Here is a 21,336-nt window from a genome sequence, read left to right as displayed (position 1 = left end):
AGCTTGCTGTAGAAGGCAGGGCAGGGTCTGTGTATGTCCTTTAATTGGCCGCGTTACAATGTTAGAATGAACGACATAACAACAGAGTTTAAGGAGCGAAAATACGCCATGAATATACAGATGGTATGCGTAGGCAAGTTGAAGGAGAAGTATCTGGTGCAGGGCATTGCGGAGTACAGCAAGCGTCTTGCGCTGTATGTGCGCCTGACCGTGCACGAGGTACCGGATGAGAAGGCGCCGGAGAACATGAGCGAAGCCGAGATGCGCCAAGTGCAGGAGAAGGAGGGCGCCGGCATTCTTGGCCACATCAAGCCGGACACCCACGTCATCGCCTTGGCGATCGGTGGCCAGCTGTGGTCCAGCGAGGACTTGGCGGCCCATATGGACAAGCTGGGCACGTACGGGACCAGCAACGTGGCTTTTGTCATCGGCGGCTCTAACGGCCTATCCGAGGACGTCCTGAAGCGCGCCCAGACGAAGCTCAGCTTCGGGCGGATGACTCTGCCACACCAGCTGATGCGTCTGGTGCTGGTGGAGCAGATTTACCGGGCGGTGAAGATTAACCGGGGGGAACCGTATCATAAGTAGGGCGCAAAGAAAATCTCGCTAATTGAAGCGTCAAAGAACAATTCAATATCCTTGACGCACGGGTGCAGAATTGCCCGATGAGTTTAATTTCTTTTATCAAAAAAGCAATGGAGAAATTGAAAACGACCGTTAGTTTCTCTCCAATAAATATGGATTACCGATAGAGAAACATATATATTTATGCTGAACTCATGTTGAAAGGAGACTGGGGATGACTGTAAAGTTTATCTTGAATTATACGGAAGGAGATTTCATCGAAAACATAGAAGTTCCAATTTATAAAGCGTATCGCAAGGGTACTTCTTTTCAACTTTACCATTTAAATCGCAACCCTGCTCTTATTGAACACAAAGAATTGTTGGTTATCGATGAAACGGGGATTGCACCAGAGAGTATGTTTAAAAGCGTTACAGAATTTTGTGAAACAATTATCCCCTATTTATTGAATAGGAAAAGTGAGTCACTATTTTTATTCGGGGAGTACTATGATGCAGAGAAGGATAAGATGATTGACATTGATGATATTGAGATTCCCTGTTTAATAGGTGGGGCTGCCACTTTACAAGAAGAAAAAAAGTAGTCTAGGACCTGCAGAGGTAGTCGCAGCGGAATCAGCTGGATGAATTGCTGCAATGGGTGCTTGGCTGGGAGCGGGCGTAACAGTGTTGGAACCCGAAGCATTCCGAAATCATATTCGTGAGGATGCCCAAAGAATTCTAAAACGCTACTGACATAACGTTGTCAGTAGCGTTTTTTTATATTGGACATGTAAATGTAAAGGAGATAGATAAGTAAAAAGTATGTTTTACAACGGCTGTGGGACACAGCCAAACCTATTATTAGGAAGGATGATATCTTGTGAATTTCGCTTCTGTACGGATCATTACGGACGACGTGGATCGTCTTGTTGAGTTCTATGAGAAAGTCATGGGGGTTTCGGCGGAGCGACCCGCGCCCGTATTTGCCGAACTCGCCTTGCCATCATGCACCCTTGCCATCGGCCACTCCCAGACGACGCAGCTATTCGGTGCCGATTCAGTAATGGGCGCCAATAATCGCACGGTCATTATCGAGTTCCGGGTCGACGATGTCGAAGCTGAATATGTGCGCTTGAAGCCATTTGTCGAACATTGGGTAAAGGAACCGACCATGATGCCGTGGGGGAACCGTTCTATGCTGTTCCGCGATCCCGATGGCAACCTTCTTAACCTCTTCGAGCCGGTGACCGAGGATGCGATTAAACGGTTTAGAGGTAGACATTGACGGGCCGTAAAGGATGGCCTTCAAACTTGCCGTTACAGACAACGCGTTGAGCCGTAAGTATAAGTAACGGCGAAAATTAGATGCAAATTGGTAACCGAATTAAAATTGTACATGCAGATCATAGAGATGTATTCATGAATAAAGGGAGAGCGCTCCGTTGCTGTCCCATACGCACAGTCGTTTTGGAGAAGACCATAGGAGAAGCGGAAGCAGATTCAATCTCAAACGGGGCTCAGCTTGTTTTAGACTGCTGAGCCCCGTCTGAAATCGAACGCTTTTGGGTGGTATCTTATTATGAAGGCTGAATGGAGCCGATCAGTTCATTCAATTCGGACTGTAATTGCAGGTGGAGTTTCTCTACAATCGAAAAATCGGTGGCCGCAACATAGTAGGCCTTAATTTGAGAATCGATGGCTTCGGCTTCGGCCAGATGGGAGGTAGCCTCTTTCATTTTTTCCGAATAGCGTGCTTTGATACCGGCTATTTCGGCAGCGTGGGCTTCGTCTGTTCCAGGAGCTATCGTACGTATATACATATCTAGGATCTCATCCCCGTCCCGATCTGGAAAGTATTCATGCGGAGCGGTACTGTCGAAGATGGCTGTTTGAAGCTTCGGGAATATCAACATATCCAAACTATTCGGATCAAAGCCGCAATGAAACACTTGAACGTCGATTCCTTTCTGTTCGGCAGCGGAGGCAAGCTTTTTCAGCAGCGTCGATTTGCCGGATCCCGCCCTTCCTTTGATGAAAATCCGTCTTTCCAGCTGAGCGGTCAAGCTTTGAATAAAATCATAAGCCCCCCTTGGAGTCGCAGCTCCGAAAAATACGTGACGCGAAGTGGTTGACGTATCGCTTTCATGACCGGCGTATAATTCTTGAATCAATTCCAGCGCAATCTGGTCAGCCTTCGCGAAATCCATGTTATCGATATAAAATTTTTCCCACTCGTCATGAATCCGCAATGCTGCTGCGAACGTTTCATACGCATTGGAGTAGGCACTCTCAAGCTTGACTCTAAGATCTTCTATCGTGATGAAGTCTCCCGGTAAAATAAGGCTGTCATCAAACGCTTCCTCGAAATCGATAAAGACGATGTCACCGGCCCCGCTATCCGAAATCCCCTTGCAGACTCGCCCGTCGACAATACCAACCTTCAATTCCGTACAAATGATGCCATCCAGTTCGTCGGGACGGAGAGGGGAGTGGAAGCATTGCACATGGGAGCCTTTATCCAGCAGGCTATCCGCCAAGCTTTGCATGACCGTCGATTTCCCCGTGCCTTGGGGCCCCGTAAGGACAAAGATCTTGTTCAACCCATCAAATGCGGATGTATACAAGAAATGAGCCCCGCGCGCAGTGTTGCCGTGGGCAAAATAGTGAGATGATTTTAGTACCAACCTACACACTCCTTTGTGCCTATTCCGATTCGCAAAGTGTACAGAATAAGCATGATTGGGATAAGTGCCTATATATATGTATATTCCGTGTTGTAACAAGTGGTGTTCGTCCTCTCCCATGTTTTTCGTTATCTGTTGACCGGGCTACAGAAGGTAAAAATCAAGCCTGCGATAAATGGGGAGATTTCACTTGCCCTACGATGGATTTTCTGTTATTTTTGATAGTAACAAATTGTTATTAACAAAATGATACTAAGTTTGATTGGGCGTTTTCGCTCTGTAAACTCAGTGGAGAAGACGGAGGGGATGCAATGTGAAGAAGGTTGCGAGTGGCTGGAGCCTGTTCGAAATAGCGTGGTTGGCGCTGTTTACCTCGATCGCTGTCGGGTTTACGGTGATTTCAAAGGACTCTTTATTCGGATTTACCGTTTTTATTACCGGGGTGCTATGCGTGGTGCTTGCGGCGAAGGGCAACCTGATGAGCTATGTTTTCGGCATGTACAATACCGTCGGTTACGCTTATCTTGCCTACATTAACGGTTTGTTTGGAGAGGTCATGCTGAATTTGCTATTCTTCGTTCCAATGAACGTCATTGGCTTCTACATGTGGAAAAATAACCGCCAAGACGGCAAGCTGATCATGCGCCAAATGGAGCTTAGAGGCCTGCTTCTCGTTGGGGCAGTCTGTGTATTGGGCTGTTTGCTGCTGGGATATGGGCTTTCGTTCATCCCCGGACAGAACTCGCCTTACATCGATGCGACTACGACGGTGCTGTCCGTTGTAGCTACCTTCTTAATGGTCCGCAGATTCAAGGAACAATGGCTGGTCTATATTGTGTTGAATTTGTTTACGGTGCTGCTGTGGGCGATTCGATTGCTGGAGGGCAGCAGCGAAGGCATGCTGATGATCGTCATGTGGAGCGCGTATTTGGTCAATGCGGTATACGGGTATTACAATTGGAACAAAGGGGCCAAGGAGGTGGCGGCATGAAAACGCTCGGATTAACGCTAGGAAAGTTTGCCCCGCTGCATAAAGGCCATCAGTTCATGATCGAAACGGCGCTGCAAGAGGTCGATGAATTAATCGTGGTCATTTACGAGACGACGGTCACTCCGATCCCGCTTCATATCCGGGCGAATTGGATACGGCGACTATACCCGGCAGTCCGGGTCATCGAAGCTTGGGACGGACCGGACGGGTATTCGGATGACAGAGCGCATGAGATTCGGGAAGAACAGTATATACTCGGTTTACTGAACGGCGAGCAAGTCACGCATTTTTACTCGAGCGAATTTTATGGCAGTCATATGAGTCTCGCTTTGGGCTCGGTCGACCGGCGGGTCGATGATGCCCGCAAGCGGGTTCCGATCTCTGCAACGATGATCCGTTCCGACCCATATAAGTACAGGGAGTTCATAAGTGATATCGTGTACCGGGACTTAATCACGAAGGTGGTATTTGTTGGGGCGATGTCAACGGGGAAGTCGACGATCACCGAAGCGCTGGCAAGACGGTATAACACGGCCTACGCGAGCGAATACGGACGCGATTATTGGACCGAGCATCAGGTGGACCGCAGAATCGGCCTAGAGGCGTTCGATGAAATCGCAGTAGGTCATATCGAGCGTGAAGAGCAGGCTTTGCTTTCGGCGAACCGATTTCTGTTCGTTGATACCAATGCGATTACGACGTATATGTTCGCTATGGATTACCACGGCGAGGCACCGGGGCTATTGACCCGGATTGCTCTGGAGAATGCGCAGCGCTACGATCTGTTCTTCTTGTGCGACGACGATATTCCTTACGACGATACGTGGGATCGAAGCGGGGATCAGAAGCGGCATGTTTTTCATAAGCAGATCATCGCGGATTTGAAGGAGCGGCGCATTCCCTACATTACGTTGCGGGGAAGCCTGGAGGAACGCATGCGCAAGGTAGACGAGGTGCTGGCGAAGTTCGAGCCCTATCGAAACTATTTCGGGGAGCTGAACGGTTAGAATTGGATGCAGGCAGGGAGTAAAATGAACCCATAACCACAGCTCATTTAGAATCAAAAAACAAGGAGGCGCCCCCATTGGATTTGTTGGATCGGAACGGACTTACGGAACGCGAATTTTTGGAGCAGTACCGGGCAGGAGATTACGAGCGGCCTTCGGTGGCAGCCGATATGGTGATCTTCACGGTTACGAATGGGGTGGCTGACAGTTATCGCAAATTACCGGAAAAAGAGCTCCGCATCCTGCTCATCCGCCGGGGAGGTCACCCCTTCCTGGGGAAATGGGCGCTGCCTGGCGGCTTTGTCCAGCCGAGCGAGACGACTGAGCAGGCCGCTGCAAGGGAATTGCGTGAGGAAACCGGCGTGGACGACGTTTATTTGGAGCAGCTATATACGTTCAGCGATATCGGGCGAGATCCCCGAACCTGGGTGATGAGCTGCAGCTACATGGCGCTGATCAACAGTGATAAGTTGGAGCTTAGAGCGGGAGACGATGCGGCCGACGCCTCTTGGTTCAAGGTCTCCTATCGGCAGCTGCGGGAGCAGAAAGAGTTGATGGAGGACGGATACGTCAAGACGCTGGAGTATGAACTCAAGCTAAGCGGTGAAGAGGAGCTTTCGGCGGTCGTGGCCAGAACGTTGACGGTGAAGACGACATCGACTAGCACGGAGTATAAGATCGTATCGAATAACGGGTTGGCCTTCGACCATGCAAAGATTATAGCATGCGCGATCGAGCGGCTGCGGGGAAAAGTGAATGATACCGATATTGCGCTGCACTTAATGCCAAAGCTTTTTACCTTGACGGAACTGCAGCAGGTTTATGAGGTCATTATGGATAAAGAGCTATTGAAGGCGGCCTTCCGGCGCAAGGTAGCCGATCTCGTGGCGGAGACCGATCATTACACCGAAAATGCGGGACATCGACCATCCCGGTTGTATCGGAGAAAACTGGAGGACTAACGGATGATCTACAATCTCAATGAGCTAAGAAAAGCTTATAACGAAGGAAAAACGTTCAAGTATGTATTCTTTTGGGGCCATACGCCGCCTAAGGACGGGGGCGTCGACAAAAGCTGCTTCAGCCAGTGGTGGATGTGCCCGTTCACGGTAGAGGGGACGGAGTATTCCTGTGCCGAGCAGTTTATGATGGCCGAGAAGGCAAGGCTGTTCGGCGACAACGAAATGCTGGAGTCGATCCTTAAGGCTAAGCATCCCAAGGAAATGAAGGCTTATGGGCGCGCGGTCCGTAACTTTGACAAGGATGCTTGGGACAAGGAATGCTACGGCATCGTCAAAAGAGCCAGCTTGGCCAAGTTTTCGCAGAATCCGGAGCTCGGCGATTATCTCAAGTCGACGAAGAACCGCATCCTCGTCGAAGCCAGCCCGCGGGACCGCATATGGGGGATCGGCATGGGCCAGTCCAATCCGGATGCGGAGAATCCCGTGAAATGGCGGGGGCGAAACCTGCTGGGGTTTGCGCTGACCGAAGCGCGGGACGAGTTGCTGCAGGTGAGTAAGACATCGTGATGGAGCAGTGAAAGGACGGTCTCCGTAAGATACATATGATTCTGGAGATAAAGGAGCACATGGTATGCTTAAACGGGTGTTAGGCAAAGAGGAAGATGTTATTCGGGCGTTCGCAAAAGAGATTGTTGACTCCATCGCAGATGGACGATATGAGGAAATTGCCCGAAACGTTGATGATATGCAGAATTGGGACGTTAAGCTATTAAAAGAGGTCATCGAGAGTTTTAAGGAAGATAATGAGTTGGAACAGATCGATAGGTTTGATGTAGCATGCACCTTTAGGCCTGTTTATAAAGATGGCAGTGTTTATCAACAAGAATCTTTCTATCACTTTAACGATGGAAGCGGAATTGCTTACGAATATGCATTGACGACCGATGGCGAACCTAATGATTTGACTTTGAGCGTTGAGTTTCACGTTGAAGGTGACTATTTGAAAGTCATTTTTGAGAGTGGGATTACTGTACTTTAATAACATCGTATTTAAGAACAACAAGGTACCAAATACGGCTACGAATATGCACAGCTATTTGTTGGCTGATGCATCCTGCCGCTTGCAGGATTGTTCCTGATCTGAAGAAAAAGGCATAAGGATAAAGGTTATTGAAGCAGGCCATCTGCAAGTTTACAGAGGGCCTGCTTTTACTTATAGTCCAGAAATCAAGGTATCCTACCGTGCAAAAATCTAACGGAAGAACTCCATCCAAGGGGGAGAGAATTCATGAAGGGGCGCAATTAAAGAGATAAAGTATCCAGCGGTATTTCAAATGCACGTTTAATAACTAACCCGGCAGCAAGCTTGGTTTCATCCGGTTTGTCCTGAAGGTGGATCAATTGTACGTTATTAACTGTCACAGGCAACTGGTGCATCACCCTAGCTTTAATCTCGTTGAACATTTCGGGACTGATGGTAGGAATGACTCGGCCAGTCATAAGCAGGCTGTCTGGATTGATAAATGTAATGATATTGGTAACGGCGATCGCGATGCCATCGACAATTTTTTCGTATAAACCAAGGAACTTAGGATCTCCTGTTCTTATGCCTTCTGCGAACTCCTCTAGTGTGCATTTGATGGAAACACTAAGTCCGCTGCTGGAAGCCAGCGTCGTTAAGCATCCGGATCTGCCGCAATGGCATGGATAGGCATCTTCTCCATAGAAGCCTTTATAATGCCCGAATTCACCTGCAACAAAGCTTGATCCTGCAATAATTTGTTTATCATGGACGATCGCGCCGCCTGTACCATAATCAAACTTGATGGTGATATTGTTATTGGAATCCTTCAAGCAGCCGTTCATATTCTCGTTGACAGAGAGAAGATTGACATCGTTCTCGATATACACGGGTATGTCATATTTGTCTTCAAGCAGCTGCTTGAGCGGCAGGCGATGAACGCCTATGCCGGGTGTCCGCAGAACGATGCCATGCTGAGAATCTACCAGGCCCTGCATACTGATTCCGATCCCTTTTACTTTGGAGGCGTTGGGCACCTGGGTGAGCAGCTCATCGATAACTTCATGCAACAGCTGCATCAGCACATCTATAGAACCATATTTGTTGCTTGTGCGTTCTGCGGATGCGACAGCTTCTTGACGCAGGTTGAACACTTTTCCGCGAATGTATTTGCCGGCGAGCTCAAGCCCGATGGCATAAAAATGGCCGCTGTTGATATGAAGGCCGACTCTTTTCCTTCCGCTGCCTGCCTCCAAGTCCATAAGCTCCCCTGTCACGATTATTTTTTCCTTCAACAGGCGATTCACGATGTTGGTTACCGTTTGTCTGCTTAGTCCAGTCTTTTCCGCAAGCTCTACGCGAGAGATCGGCCCCTCTGAATAAATGAGAAAAAGAACCTTCTGCTGATTTATTGATTTTAATAACATATGGCTGGTTTGTTTAACCGAATCACTCACGATATGCATCCTCTTTCCAACAACGTTTTATATAATATAGATTCAAAACATTTGACAAATTAGGAACATACTTTGCTTCAAGTGTAGCATTAATACGAGGCGAATAAAAGTTGCAAGTTCGTTTAATTCAACGAACGTACTTTTTTAAATTTCTTAAAAACGATGATAGATGGCGGATTTATGCAGCATGATACAATCAGTACGGAAACTTTCAATCCAAAAACAATGAAAAAAACGCAGCCAATTGTATTGACATTGTGATAAAAAAGGATATTATATTTGTAAACTGATTTGATTAAATACAATAATTTGACGCCTAGAGGAGTAAGTAATGGTATGGATTGGATGGATCATTTCAATAGCAGCGATGACGGTGCTGACTTACATATGCTGGCTGCATGCAGTTATGTTACAACCTGGTAAAGCAGATGCACTTATTGTACTTGGCTATGTATCTAAAGACGGCCGAATACACCCGTTGCTTAAAGAAAGACTGGATGAAGCGTACAAACTATTTCGGCAGTATGGGCACAAATATATCATTGTATCGGGGGGAGCGGTTGGTTCACGTCGCTCGGAAGCGGAGCTGATGAAGAAGTACCTGATTGAGAAGGGCGTCCCAGCAAAAAGAGTGTTAGAAGAAGACAAGTCAAACAACACCGTTCAAAATTTAATCTTTAGCAAGCAATTGATGGAGCAGTACCAGCTAAAATCTTTTGTTATCATAACCAATTTATTTCATGTCCGCCGCACGAAGTATATTATGCATCGTCTTGGCATAAAGGGCGGATTCTGCGCCAATCGAAGCCTTAGAAGCATCGTGGGATTCCAGCTTAAATTAACATTTTTGGAGATTCGGGCATTTCGATTAACTCTCCCTATTATTAAGAGGGTCATCAATGATCAAAACGATTGACAAAAAGGTTGACAACTGGCCGTTTAATAATTAAAATGTAAGCGTTTCCAGAATATATGGGAGGTGAGGCTTAAAAGGCCAAAGCCAGTACTTATTTACAAATTATTTACCCTGATTTGATTGCTGATTAACAAATCATAGTTATGCTTAAATAGTTAATCCAATTTATTTATTAATTAACGGGGGAGCGAAATAATGTTTAATGGAAAAATGAAACGATTCATGAGCACGGGTGTTGCAGCGGCATTATCATTAGCCATGCTGGCTGGTTGCGGTGGAAACAGCGGTAAGAACGAGGCTAGTCCAAGTACAACTCCTGCTGGTTCGGATAAGCCGGGTGTATCTGCAGAAGTAGAAGTTTATGAGAATGGATTGCCGAAGAATGAGGAAGTAACGCTAAAGGTAGGCTTCTTTGTAGGAGGATATGGCCGGGAGTGGTTCGATTATGCAGTTGAATCGTTCACAGCCAAGTATCCAAATGTCAAAGTAGACATCACGGCTTCAGCTGATATGAAGACGATTCTTTCTACAAAAATCTCTGCGGGCAATGATAATGACATGTTTGATCTATTTAATACCGATCCAGCGGGAGGTATTGTGGGGCTCGCTGAAGCCGGCAAGCTTGAACCAATGGATGACATTTGGGAATACCCTCTTCCAGACGTGCCGGACAAAAAGGTCAAGGATCTTATGATGCCGGGCATGTACGAGTCAACGCAGCTGATCAATGGGAAAAGATATGAATTTACGACGGCGAGCAGCTTTGGCGGGTTGTTTTTTAATAAAAAGCTATTCGAAGAGCATGGCTGGAACCAAAACCCGAACACATGGGATGAATTTAAAGCACTTCTAGCAGACATTAAAGCGGACGGCATTGCTCCCATAACGTTCCCGGGTATTCATCCAAGCTACCATAACTGGGCTTTCGGAACAGCCAAAAATTTTGAGCTGGCTGATATCAATGGCCATGTGGATGAATTTATCGAAAATTATAGAACCTATGGTCTGCCGCAATACACAAATCCGGAGACAGTTGAAACCTGGCAGCGCATCTATGAGCTTGGGAAGCTGGGATATTTTGCAGAAGGACTTCCGGCATTGAACCATACGCAATCGCAAATGCAGGTTATTCAGGGGCAAGCGGCGATGGTATCGACAGGGACTCATGTCGAGAATGAGATGAAGGAAGCAACACCCGAGGATTTCGATTGGGGCTTCATGGCTGTTCCTTTCAGAGACGACACAACTCAAACGCTTTGGATTCGAAGCGGAACTTCAAACTTCAACTATATCTGGGCAGCTAAGCCAGAGCTTAACAAAAAGTGGGCCAAAGAATTGATCACATGGATGGTTACGCTTGAAAATCAACAATTTGCTGCTGAAAAGGCAGGCGCTTTGCCAATGCGCAAGGATTTGACGGAAGACCCTGCCAGAACGGCTAACCTTTCCAGTTCCGCCCAATCTGTTCTGAAGTACATTGCGGATAATAATGCTCAAACTTATAAAGCAAGCCGGTCTATCAGTATTTCCGATCCGAATCTTGCTCAAGCGGAAAAATTATTGAATGAGAATATTGTTAAATTTGCTATGGGTATGCAGGATCCGAAACCGATTCTGGAGCAAGCTGAAGAGCTGCTGAAGAAAGCTGTAGAGGCTGAAATGAAAAAATAAGACGTGATGGAGCGGGGAGGACTCATCTCCGCTCTTCCGTTTTAACTTCTGCGACCCTATAGGCTTCACATAGTACGTGTTCAAAAAGTCGGATTTTCACGTCCAGTAAGATAGGAGTTGATCTCTCGTGTCTGATTTAACCGCTGTGAAGACACCAAGGCCCTCTGTGCTGCGCAAACTGGGTCTTGATAAAGCGAATACGCAGAAGTGGATATTTCTGTTCATAGCCATTGTGCCTCCCTTTGGCGGATATTTGCTTTTTACGTTGTTTCCGAACATTTTATCCGTTTATTATGCGCTGCTTAATTGGGACGGGTTTACGGATGCGACGTTTGTCGGGTTGTCCAATTTCGTCAACGCATTTCAAGATAAATACGTGTGGCGCGCGCTTACCCACAACTTGATTTTAATGATAACGGTGCCCTTCTTTGTTATTATCATCTCTTTGATACTTGCCTATTTAATTACAAATAAATCGTATAAAGAAAATAAGTTTTTGAAGATATTGTTTTTCTTTCCGAATGTTTTATCTACGGTCGTAGTCGCGCTCCTCTGGGCTTTTATTTATGACGGATCGTACGGTTTGCTGAATGGGCTACTAAAGTTCATTGGCATTGATACCGGTAATTTCTATTGGTTGGGCAATGAAAATACGGCGCTTGCGTCGATTATCCCGGCATGGGTATGGGGCGGCGTCGGCTTGTACGTCATTATTTTTGCCAATGCGATGCTGGCGATTCCAAAGTCATTGTACGAGGCGGCGATTCTTGAAGGGGCCGGACATATGACGCGTTTGTTTAAAATTACAATGCCGCTTGTTACGCCAATTATTCGGGTCAGCGCTTTGTTCCTGGTCGTGGGCACGATGAAGGGTTTTGAAATCATCCTCATTATGACAAACGGGGGCCCATTCGGGTCGACGGATGTTATCGGCCTCTACATGTTTAACTTGGCTTTTGGCGTAGAGTATCGGAATTACGGCTACGCTTCCGCAGTCGGTATGATCCTGTTCGTCATATTAGTAACAGCAAAGCTGTTAATCGATAAATTTGTGCCGAACAAAGGCTACGAGTATTAGTTTCCATATGAAGTTCGGAGGGATAAAGTTTGAAGGAAAAACGAACGTTTATGGACGTTGTGTGGCGTGTGCTGCTTTATGCTTGGTCGCTGACCATATTATTTCCTTTAGTCTGGGTTATCTATGAATCGTTAAAAAGCAATCCTGAGTTTTTTAAAGATATATGGGCGCTGCCTTCGGAACTAAGATGGCAGAACTATTCGAAGGCTTGGAATCAATACGGTTTTGGGCAATCACTCTTAAATACCCTTTATTATGTTGGCGGAAGTCTGGTGCTTGGGCTTTTCTTTACGACAATTAACGCCTATGCGCTTACTCGAATGCAGTTCAAAGGCAGAAAATTGATTTGGGGCTTGATTATGTTGTCCCTGTTCCTGCCGGGCATCAATGCGCTTGTACCCCAGTATGTCATTATGCGGGAACTGAGTTTGACCAATAGCTTGACCGGATTAATTCTTCTGTCTAGTTTGGGTGAAAGCGTGTTCTATCTTATGCTGCTCGGAGGGTTTATGAGCTCTCTGCCGATGGAGCTTGAAGAGAGCGCAACGATGGATGGCGCTACATTGTTCCAAAAGTTTTGGCGTGTTATCGTTCCTTTGTCTACACCGGGAATTGTAACCGTTGGCGTATTCAAGTTCTTAGGGTTCTATAACAATTTCTTAGCGCCGTTCATCTATTTGAGCGATCCCAAGAAATATCCCATTGCGGTGCAAATGTATTCTGCGAATAAGCAAATGGAGTTTACTGCGGATTGGGTGACTTTGTTTGCCGGTGTAACCATTGCGATGGTACCGTCCATTATTATTTATATCTTATTCCAAAAACTTCTTATGGAAGGCGCGACCATGGGGGCGGTAAAGGGATGAATACTGCAGAGCAAGTGAAGGCGAAATATAAGCTGATTGCATTGGATCTGGACGGGACGCTTCTGACGGATGAAAAGCACATTACGGATGAGACCAAAAAGTGGCTTCAATATGCAGTAGATCAGGGTGTTAAAGTCATGTTCTCCACTGGGAGAGGCTTGCAAACTGCCAAGGGCTTCTGGGATGAGCTTGGGCTCGATTCCCCCATGGTGCTGCTCAATGGAGCAGAAGTTTGGGAGGGACCGGGCAGGCTTAAAAAGCGAGTCTTCCTCCCTCGGGACACGGTCCGCGATATGCACGCCATTGCTGCCAAGCGGGGCGAGTGGTACTGGGGCTACAGCGTGGAAAGCTTGACGGGCGACAAGGAATGGACGCCGGAGATGTTCGAACGGGATTGGATGAAATTCGGCATTGGCAGCAATGATCAGCGGAAGCTTGCGGAAATTAAGGAAGAGCTGCTCAGCTGGGGCACGCTCGAGGTTACCCATTCGGCTCTTACTAATATGGAGATTTCAGTTAAAGGCATTACAAAGGAAAGCGGAGTGCGCGAGGTTTGTCAGACGCTAGGCTTCTCGATGTCCGATGTCATTGCTATGGGGGACAGTGATAATGACGCGAAGCTGCTGAAGGCAGCAGGTCTCGGTGTTGCGATGGCCAACGGTGAAGAGCATATCAAATCCATAGCGGACGTAATCACGGCTACCAACAACGAGGACGGCGTTGCTCTGGCGATTCGGAGATATGTATTCCACATGGAGTAAACGCAGCTTTGCTAGTAAATATAATGAGGGAGTAGAAATAGATGACCGTTCAATCGAAAGAGATAAACTTAGATCAACTGGGCGGAACTATACACCAGGAGACAACTAATGGCGAAGAGTTGAGATGGCATTCTCCGTTGGAAGCGCCCTTTCACATCGCGGGCTTCCCTTGGCTTGCGCAGGATGGGATATACAGACGCCTGCCCTTGGCTTCCGAGGCGGTCTTGCCTCCCGCGGTTGATACGCTTGCTTATTGTACGGCAGGCGGGCAAATTCGCTTTCGCACCAATTCTTCAAGGCTGGTCATAAGGGTACGCCTTGCCGGACCGGCCAATATGTATCATATGCCGCCTACAGGGCAGTGCGGGGTTGACTGCTATCTTGGAGAGCCGGGAGAGCAGAGCTTTATCACCACGGCTAAATTCAAACCAACGGAAAGTGAATATGAATCACAGCTTTATCAGTGGGATTCCCAAAAAGATGTGGCCGTCACCTTAAATTTGCCGCTCTACCAAGGGGTAGAAGAGGTGTGGATCGGTGTAGATAAGGATGCTGTCATAAGCGATGCACCTGCCTATGCAAACAGTAGACCCGTTATTATATATGGAACTTCGATTACGCAAGGGGGATGCGCCTCCCGGCCGGGTATGGCTTATTCTAATATTCTCAGCCGTATGATTCCGGTGGAGTTCGTCAATCTTGGCTTCTCGGGGAATGGAAAGGGCGAGCCGGAGCTCGCGCATATCATGTCGGAAATCGATGATCCGGCTCTATTCATTCTTGATTATGAAGGGAATACGGGCGAGGCCGGTAACATTGCACGAACGTTGCCTGCCTTCATCCAAATTTTGAGAGAGCGGCATCCCGAAGTTCCTATATTAGTAGTCTCTAGGATTTACACTGCGGAAGACCAGTTCTATATGGAGAGAAGGGGGCTTCATGATCGCCGCAGGCTGATTCAGATCGAGCATGTGGAACAGAGGCAGGCAGAAGGAGACCGTAATATCCATTTCGTTGACGGCTTTAAGCTGCTGGGCGATGATTTCGTTGTAAATGATTGTACGGTTGACGGAACACATCCAACGGACCTCGGGTTTTTGCGCATGGCACAGTCGCTTGCACCAATCATTAAGCCATTGTTGCAACTGTGATTAACAAGATAGAGGATAGAACAGCCTTCAGACTGCATTTTTTGGTTTAGGGGCTGTTTGTTTATCAGTCAGACACTTTAAGCCGAAAAAGGAGAGGATTTTGAGTGAAGTCCCAAAGAAGAAGACTACCTTTTATTGTGATGGCTTGTATGATTGCGGGGGTTGTTAGTCTTTATTACGGCATTAATGTATTCGCGGCGTCTTCAGAGACAGAGAATGTTGTCTCTAAAAAAGATAGAGCTAAGTACTTAGGAAATTCACTGTTCAAAGGTCATATGCATTCCCATACTTCTCTCAGTGACGGGATATTGCTGCCTAATGATGCTTATAATTTTGTGAAAAGTAATACGGATTTTGATTTTTTTGCAGTGACGGAACACGACGTGACCTATGACATCAGTACGGGCAGTGACTTTATTACGAATGTTCAAGACTCTTATTCAGAAGAATACAAGCTGCTGCATGAGCAATCAGATGCTCACAATCATGATAACGAATTTATTACGCTGCCGGGTACGGAAGTGACTTGGTATGATGAAGCAGGCCATATCAATTTGTTTAATGCCCCATGGTTTGCAAGAACACATGGAGTGGGTGCGGATGGCACTTGGGGCTGGAGCGACATCAAATATGATCTGCCAACCTTTTACGCAAGACTTGCCCAAGATCCGAATGCGATTGCGCAATTTAATCATCCACGATCATCAGGAAATTGGAGTTTCAATGAATTTAAACACTATAACCGGGAAGTTGACAGAAACCTTAATCTGATGGAATACAAATCGTCCAATGATTTTGCAATCTATACCAAGGCATTAGATCGAGGCTGGCATGTTTCTCCCGTGTTTGGCGGGGACGAGCACAAAGGAAATTGGGGGATGGTTCAACCCCATGTGACCGGTATGTGGGGAAAAAAGCTTACTAGAGAAGGTCTTTACGAGGCGATGCGAAACCACCGCACCTATGTATCATTTGATCGCAACTTAGAAATGGCGGTTTCAGCCAAAGGTCAGATGATGGGGTCGATTCTTCCGGCCAAAACAAAGAAAATTAATCTCAAGATACAGATAAGTGACCCTGATGCTAACGATGTGTTGGATAAAGTCGTTGTTTACAAAAACAGCGGTGAAATCATCAAGGAGTACGGCAATATTGCCAGCAATCAATTTAATCAGGAAGTATCCTTAGCAAGTAAAGATGGGGACTACTTCCTCGTGAGAGCTTTCCAAGTGGACGGTGAAGAGGCTATAAGTGCTCCAATATGGATTGGTGATGAAACGAGGGGCACGGTGCATGCGCCTGAAATTAAGGTTCATGGACAATATCCGGATACTATTAAGCTTGGGGATCAAATAGAAGTGCTGGGCGCTTCGGCGACAGATCACAGCGGTCAATCTTTATCGGTGGAAGCCATCGTTCTAAATGATAAGGGAGAAGTAGCGGCTCTAAATCAGCATTTCAAGGTCGACATGTATGGAGAGTATTTCATTAAGTATGTAGCAACCGACGCTCAAGGAAATACGCGTGTTGAACTTATTCGAATCCTTGTTGATCAGCAGAATCTGGATGCCGAACAAATTTTAAATGAATTTCAACCCATTGTTAATGTAGGCGGGAATGAACGTGAAGTAGGAATAAATGTAGTGACGGATAAGGCATTAGAAACGTCGTATGTTCAGTACAAACCTCAGTCCGAGACGACGTGGGACAATGCGGAAGTAGTACAAGCGGAAGTCTCTTATTTTCAAGTCGCCTATGGTGATACGTTTGCCAAGAGTAACTATCGGGTGCTTGCAGCTCATGAAGCGAATGTAACAGATCTCGGCTTAGGGACTACGTATGACTATCGGTACGGAATGTCGCCGACTGGACCTTGGAGCGACAGTTATAGCTTTAGGACCGCACCAGCTTCAGAGGAAGCCGTGATGTATGTGATGGGGGATCTTGGAGTTCCGGATCGAAATCCGGAAAGCTTCCAGCTCTTTAACAATATGCTGGACGTTCTGCAGGAGAAAAATTCAAACGGACAGACGGTGATTCAAGTCGGAGACTTGGTCGAACTAGGCGGCAATCATTATGCTTGGAATGATGTGTTTAACAACATTTACAACAACGATATGGGGCTAGTATCTGCTCATATCGTCGGGGATCGTGAACATGCGACGGAGCGGAAATTCGGGCCATTCTCCGGGTTTTTCAACCTGCCGAAGAACGGCGAAGGCAGTTATCGGGAAACGAATTATTCGTTTGATTATGGCGATATGCACATTGCTGTTCTGAATTCCGTGGTGGATTTCGACAAGCAGCTGTCATGGCTGGAAAAAGATTTGCGGGCAACCGACAAGAAGTGGAAAATCGTTATGGGGCACTATCCTTATTATGGCGGTCAATCAGGTGATGAGACCGGTATGGACATGATGAGAGTGAAATTGTCTCAAGCCTTTGAACGGCTTGGTGTCAGTCTGTACATTGGCGGTCATGATCATGTGTATAAACGGACAACCATACGAAACGGTGTAAAAGATATATCGGAAGAAGCGATGAATCTAGGTACAACCTTTGTGACAGTTGGTTCATCAGGTCCAACGTTCTATGATAACAAATCGTTTGACTGGGATCATATCGTATATGATGAAAATAAGCAGACGGGTGTTATTTTAGAATCAAACGATCAATCTCTCACGTTGAAAGCCTACAACAGCGACGGTGTTGAAATTGATTCATTTACGATTAAACAACCTGCAAATTATATGAACTTAACAAGCGCAATAATAGAAAATAACGTCTTGAAGGGCGTTGGGGTCCTGAATTATCCGAACTCGCCTGAACGTGTCACCGTTATCGGGGAAAAGCGGGATCATACAGGTGAACAGCTGCTGGAAACGGTTATTCAAGAAGCAACGCTAGAACATCTCGGACGTGAACAAATCATCTTATTTGACAACCCTCTTGCATTTGGCGATGAACATACGATCGTCGTAAGAGTGGTTAATAATCCAATCGATCAAGAGCCGTTAACGGAACCGTTAATAGCTAAAGAAGGCATGCTGGGCGATGGTTCGGAAGGCAACCCCTATCAAATCAAAAGTGCCAGTGGACTCAATAAAATGCATGAGTTCCCGGACAAACATTTTGTTTTAGCTCAAGACATTAACGGTAAGGGCATGTTTTTTGAAGCCATTGGCGTGAATGGCACTCCATTCACGGGTACGTTTGATGGGCAAGGGCATACGATTACAGGCGTTATGGTCTCCTCGGGCGGAGCGGGTCTCTTTGCTATTAATGAAGGGACGATCCGTAATGTAGGAATCATCAATGCCGACATTGATGTTCGTCGAAGTAATATTGGGATCCTGGTTGATCAGAACGATGGGATCGTGGAATATGCCTACAGTACCGGATCTATTCGAGGCAATTCTACGGTTGGCGGTCTTGTGGGTTACTCGAACGGTATCGTTAGAAACAGTTATTCAACAGCTCGAGTCCATGCGCGAGGCAAGCAAGCCGGCGGCTTGATCGGGATTACGAACCGGGGGAGTACAACAGAACAGGTCTATGCAACCGGAGCCGTAATAGCAGAAGAATCAAATGCTGGCGGCATCAGCGGATACGGATATAACAATACGGTTATTCGAAATAGTATGGCATTAAATCCATCTATTGTTACAGGTACTGCATCGAATCGAATTGTCGGCAGAGTACTAGCTGGGGAGACGGCAACTTTAGTTAATAATTACGCCGATGAAAATATGTTTGTTAGCAGTGAGAACGTTACGGCGAATGATCCGAACAATGAGAAAGGACAGGGGGTCGGTGCAGAAACATTCTCGAAGCCATCCTTTTTCATTGAGACTCTCGGTTGGGATTTTGATACGATCTGGATCTGGAACGAAGATGCCAAACGTCCATTACTGCAAAGTAATTTGGAGCAAATTAACGAAGACAATATCCCAAAACCGAAGCTTGATCGGAATGAAGAGGGGGACTACATCATCCGCTCGATTCAAGAATTAAAAACGATATCCGAATTCCCAAATGAGAATTATATATTGGAGGATGATCTTGATTTTGAAGGGCGGCTATTTGAACCTCTATTTAAAGCGACGCCATTCCTTGGCACGTTTGATGGGAACAATAAATCCTTAACCAATTTTAAATCAGAAAATGGCGGCTTATTTCATCTCAATGGCGGAACCATTAAAAACATAGCTATGGTAGATGCAAGCGTCACTGGCGGAAGTAATATAGGCATACTCGTTAATACGAACAACGGAACGGTAGAGAATAGTTATGTCACGGGCTCAATCGAAGGCTCCAGTACCGTGGGCGGTCTAGCGGGTTATTCCAATGGCATCGTGAGAAACAGCTATTCTACGGCAGATGTAACGGCCCAGCTGAACCAAGCTGGCGGTCTAATCGGAATTACGAACTCAGGCAGCTTAACGGAAAACGTGTATGCATCCGGAGCCGTCCAGGCGCTTAGAAGCAACGCAGGCGGAGTGACTGGCTACGGTTATAATGATACGGTTGTTAGAAACGTGATTGCTCTTAACCCTTCCGTCGTGACGCCGACGATGGCGAACCGCGTGGTAGGACGAGTCCTTGCCGGGCATACGGCAACGCTTCAGAATAATTATGCGTTCGATGGCATGATTGTGGATAAAGAAGGCGAGAGTATTGCCGCTACTGACAACAGAAAGGGTTTGGGGCTTTCTCAGCAGCAGGTTGAAGACCCTAACACGTATACCGATCGACTGAACTGGGATTTTGAGTCGGTTTGGATGTGGAATGATGCTTTAAAGCGTCCGGTATTGAGCAGTAACCCTGAAGAGGCAAGCGAGCCTGTCGTGCCTTTGGAAAGAAATGAAGCTGGTTATTACCGAATCAAGTCCATTGCTGATCTGAATGTTATGGAAGCCTTCCCGGCAGAAAAGTATATTTTGGACCATGATTTGGATTACGCAGGACAACCGGCTGAGTCACTTTTTAAAGATGTTTCGTTCACCGGTGTTTTGGATGGCGACGGGAAGAAAATAGTCAACTTTAATTCCTCGAGCGGCGGCTTAGTCCATCTTAATGGCGGAGTGATTAAAAATATAGCCATGATCGATGCCGGCGTCACTGGCGGGAGCAGAATAGGCATACTCGTCAACACGAACAATGGCGAGATAGAGAATAGTCTTTCAACAGGCTCCATTACAGGCTCCAGCACAGTCGGCGGCCTAGTGGGCTATTCCAATGGCACCGTAAGAAACAGCTATTCTACCGCGGATGTAACCGCTCAGGTAAGTCAGGCCGGCGGCCTAATCGGAATTACGAACTCGGGCAGCCTAACAGAAAACGTGTATGCGTCTGGAACCGTTCGGGCGATGACGAGCAATGCGGGCGGAGTGACTGGATACGGATACAATGATACGGTCGTCAGAAATGTCATTGCCCTGGGCCCTTCGGTTACGGCGCCAACGATGGCGAACCGGGTGATGGGACGAGTTCTTGCGGGGCACACCGCCACGCTCGAAAATAATTATGCATTTGACGGCATGATGGTTGATAAAGAAGGAGTCGCTGAGGGAGCATTAACAACCCTTAAAGGCTTAGGTCTAGCTGAAACTGAAATAGAGACTCCATCCACCTATACAGACAGGTTAGGGTGGGACTTTAACGCGATTTGGAGATGGGACGGTATGGGTAAACGACCTGTTTTACAATCGGTATCAGAAGGCAATGGAGAAGGCCTGGTTCGCCTGATTGGGCTTGAGCTCGAGGGGCTGCATACGCTGGCCGTTGGAGAGAGTGATCAAACGGTGACTACTGCAGTATACAGTGATGGAAGCCGTGAAAAGGTAGAGATAAACGTCACCTATACAAGCAGTGATCCCAGTATTGCGGAGATCAGCGTTAGCGGTGTAGTAAAGGCGAATTCGGAAGGAACCGTAATCATCACCGCAGAGTATGACGGCTTGGTTTCATCCTATGAGCTAAAAACCTTGACTCCGAAGCAAATCGATATGGAGAGAGTCGACCCAGGCATGGATTCTGAAGGCACGCTTCCTTTCACTTCTTCGGCCTTAATCGGAACGGGGGAGTGGTGGAGCGCGAACCAGCCGCACCCTCTTGCCTTAACGGCGGAGCAAGCCATAAGATCGTTTGAACGGCACCATATGTATTAGGCAGTTGAATGAAATGAGTCCGGTAATGATGCCGG

Annotated in this window: 17 protein-coding genes; 15 read left to right on the top strand and 2 right to left on the bottom strand. The window is 46.9% G+C overall.

The window, feature by feature from the left end:
• Nucleotides 1–108: 108 nt before the first annotated feature.
• The 3 genes from rlmH to RB297_RS28890 all read left to right on the top strand — a co-directional run bounded on the left by rlmH (nt 109) and on the right by RB297_RS28890 (nt 1,851).
• Nucleotides 109–588: a 23S rRNA (pseudouridine(1915)-N(3))-methyltransferase RlmH gene (gene rlmH, locus RB297_RS28900; RefSeq protein ID WP_375121997.1), complete on the top strand. Its 480-nt coding sequence runs from the start codon at nt 109–111 to the stop codon at nt 586–588.
• A gap of 211 nt (nt 589–799) precedes the next feature.
• The gene (locus RB297_RS28895; RefSeq protein ID WP_192570169.1) at nt 800–1,168 is read left to right on the top strand and encodes a hypothetical protein; all 369 of its coding nucleotides are present in this window, start codon (nt 800–802) and stop codon (nt 1,166–1,168) included.
• A gap of 278 nt (nt 1,169–1,446) precedes the next feature.
• Complete coding sequence (locus RB297_RS28890) at nt 1,447–1,851, top strand: VOC family protein (protein ID WP_375121996.1); 405 nt, start codon at nt 1,447–1,449, stop codon at nt 1,849–1,851.
• Between the two features lie 292 nt (nt 1,852–2,143).
• Here RB297_RS28890 and RB297_RS28885 read toward each other — a convergent pair whose 3' ends face one another.
• Nucleotides 2,144–3,250, bottom strand: coding sequence for a PRK06851 family protein (locus RB297_RS28885; RefSeq protein WP_375121995.1), 1,107 nt, complete (start codon nt 3,248–3,250; stop codon nt 2,144–2,146).
• 313 nt (nt 3,251–3,563) lie between these two features.
• On the opposite strand from RB297_RS28885, the gene pnuC reads away from it, so the two are divergent.
• The 5 genes from pnuC to RB297_RS28860 all read left to right on the top strand — a co-directional run bounded on the left by pnuC (nt 3,564) and on the right by RB297_RS28860 (nt 7,249).
• Complete coding sequence (gene pnuC / locus RB297_RS28880) at nt 3,564–4,241, top strand: nicotinamide riboside transporter PnuC (protein ID WP_375121994.1); 678 nt, start codon at nt 3,564–3,566, stop codon at nt 4,239–4,241.
• The gene (locus RB297_RS28875; protein WP_375121993.1) at nt 4,238–5,248 is read left to right on the top strand and encodes an AAA family ATPase; all 1,011 of its coding nucleotides are present in this window, start codon (nt 4,238–4,240) and stop codon (nt 5,246–5,248) included. Before pnuC ends, RB297_RS28875 begins: the two co-directional genes overlap by 4 nt.
• A gap of 77 nt (nt 5,249–5,325) precedes the next feature.
• Nucleotides 5,326–6,210, top strand: coding sequence for an NUDIX hydrolase (locus tag RB297_RS28870; RefSeq protein WP_096777240.1), 885 nt, complete (start codon nt 5,326–5,328; stop codon nt 6,208–6,210).
• A 3-nt stretch (nt 6,211–6,213) separates the two neighbouring features.
• Nucleotides 6,214–6,777 carry a riboflavin biosynthesis intermediates N-glycosidase gene (locus RB297_RS28865; protein WP_375121992.1) on the top strand — a complete coding sequence of 188 codons (564 nt, stop codon included), beginning with the start codon at nt 6,214–6,216 and terminating at the stop codon, nt 6,775–6,777.
• Between the two features lie 64 nt (nt 6,778–6,841).
• Complete coding sequence (locus tag RB297_RS28860) at nt 6,842–7,249, top strand: DUF7668 domain-containing protein (protein WP_192570174.1); 408 nt, start codon at nt 6,842–6,844, stop codon at nt 7,247–7,249.
• Nucleotides 7,250–7,512: 263 nt separating this feature from the next.
• Here the strand turns inward: RB297_RS28860 and RB297_RS28855 are convergent, their stop codons facing one another.
• Nucleotides 7,513–8,697: an ROK family transcriptional regulator gene (locus tag RB297_RS28855; RefSeq protein WP_277747393.1), complete on the bottom strand. Its 1,185-nt coding sequence runs from the start codon at nt 8,695–8,697 to the stop codon at nt 7,513–7,515.
• A 322-nt stretch (nt 8,698–9,019) separates the two neighbouring features.
• On the opposite strand from RB297_RS28855, the gene RB297_RS28850 reads away from it, so the two are divergent.
• From RB297_RS28850 to RB297_RS28820, 7 genes are all read left to right on the top strand, one after another.
• The gene (locus RB297_RS28850; protein WP_375121991.1) at nt 9,020–9,604 is read left to right on the top strand and encodes a YdcF family protein; all 585 of its coding nucleotides are present in this window, start codon (nt 9,020–9,022) and stop codon (nt 9,602–9,604) included.
• A gap of 195 nt (nt 9,605–9,799) precedes the next feature.
• Nucleotides 9,800–11,275, top strand: coding sequence for an ABC transporter substrate-binding protein (locus RB297_RS28845; RefSeq protein WP_375121990.1), 1,476 nt, complete (start codon nt 9,800–9,802; stop codon nt 11,273–11,275).
• 127 nt (nt 11,276–11,402) lie between these two features.
• Nucleotides 11,403–12,353 (top strand): carbohydrate ABC transporter permease, encoded by a 951-nt coding sequence (locus RB297_RS28840; protein ID WP_096777234.1) that lies wholly within the window; start codon nt 11,403–11,405, stop codon nt 12,351–12,353.
• Between the two features lie 29 nt (nt 12,354–12,382).
• Nucleotides 12,383–13,219, top strand: coding sequence for a carbohydrate ABC transporter permease (locus RB297_RS28835; protein WP_015738071.1), 837 nt, complete (start codon nt 12,383–12,385; stop codon nt 13,217–13,219).
• Nucleotides 13,216–13,980 carry a Cof-type HAD-IIB family hydrolase gene (locus RB297_RS28830; protein ID WP_096777232.1) on the top strand — a complete coding sequence of 255 codons (765 nt, stop codon included), beginning with the start codon at nt 13,216–13,218 and terminating at the stop codon, nt 13,978–13,980. The genes RB297_RS28835 and RB297_RS28830 overlap by 4 nt, the downstream gene beginning before the upstream one ends.
• A gap of 41 nt (nt 13,981–14,021) precedes the next feature.
• Complete coding sequence (locus RB297_RS28825; RefSeq protein ID WP_375121989.1) at nt 14,022–15,131, top strand: SGNH/GDSL hydrolase family protein; 1,110 nt, start codon at nt 14,022–14,024, stop codon at nt 15,129–15,131.
• A 104-nt stretch (nt 15,132–15,235) separates the two neighbouring features.
• Nucleotides 15,236–21,301, top strand: a complete 6,066-nt coding sequence (locus RB297_RS28820; RefSeq protein ID WP_375121988.1) for a CehA/McbA family metallohydrolase — start codon at nt 15,236–15,238, stop codon at nt 21,299–21,301.
• The last annotated feature ends 35 nt before the right edge of the window (nt 21,302–21,336 follow it).

It is taken from the genome of Paenibacillus sp. CR_12 (genome assembly GCF_041953985.1).
GTDB lineage: Bacteria > Bacillota > Bacilli > Paenibacillales > Paenibacillaceae > Paenibacillus_AQ > Paenibacillus_AQ lautus_A.
The sequence above is the reverse complement of the archived record's forward strand: the minus strand, read 5'-3'. Positions and strand labels throughout refer to the sequence as shown.

Excerpts from the sequence above, each read along its gene's own strand:
- rlmH (WP_375121997.1), top strand. The coding sequence starts at position 109 with ATGAATATACAGATGGTATGCGTAGGCAAGTTGAAGGAGAAGTATCTG.
- RB297_RS28895 (WP_192570169.1), top strand. The coding sequence starts at position 800 with ATGACTGTAAAGTTTATCTTGAATTATACGGAAGGAGATTTCATCGAA.
- RB297_RS28875 (WP_375121993.1), top strand. The coding sequence starts at position 4,238 with ATGAAAACGCTCGGATTAACGCTAGGAAAGTTTGCCCCGCTGCATAAA.
- RB297_RS28865 (WP_375121992.1), top strand. The coding sequence starts at position 6,214 with ATGATCTACAATCTCAATGAGCTAAGAAAAGCTTATAACGAAGGAAAA.
- RB297_RS28860 (WP_192570174.1), top strand. The coding sequence starts at position 6,842 with ATGCTTAAACGGGTGTTAGGCAAAGAGGAAGATGTTATTCGGGCGTTC.
- RB297_RS28855 (WP_277747393.1), bottom strand. The coding sequence starts at position 8,697 with ATGCATATCGTGAGTGATTCGGTTAAACAAACCAGCCATATGTTATTA.
- RB297_RS28850 (WP_375121991.1), top strand. The coding sequence starts at position 9,020 with ATGGTATGGATTGGATGGATCATTTCAATAGCAGCGATGACGGTGCTG.
- RB297_RS28845 (WP_375121990.1), top strand. The coding sequence starts at position 9,800 with ATGTTTAATGGAAAAATGAAACGATTCATGAGCACGGGTGTTGCAGCG.
- RB297_RS28830 (WP_096777232.1), top strand. The coding sequence starts at position 13,216 with ATGAATACTGCAGAGCAAGTGAAGGCGAAATATAAGCTGATTGCATTG.
- RB297_RS28825 (WP_375121989.1), top strand. The coding sequence starts at position 14,022 with ATGACCGTTCAATCGAAAGAGATAAACTTAGATCAACTGGGCGGAACT.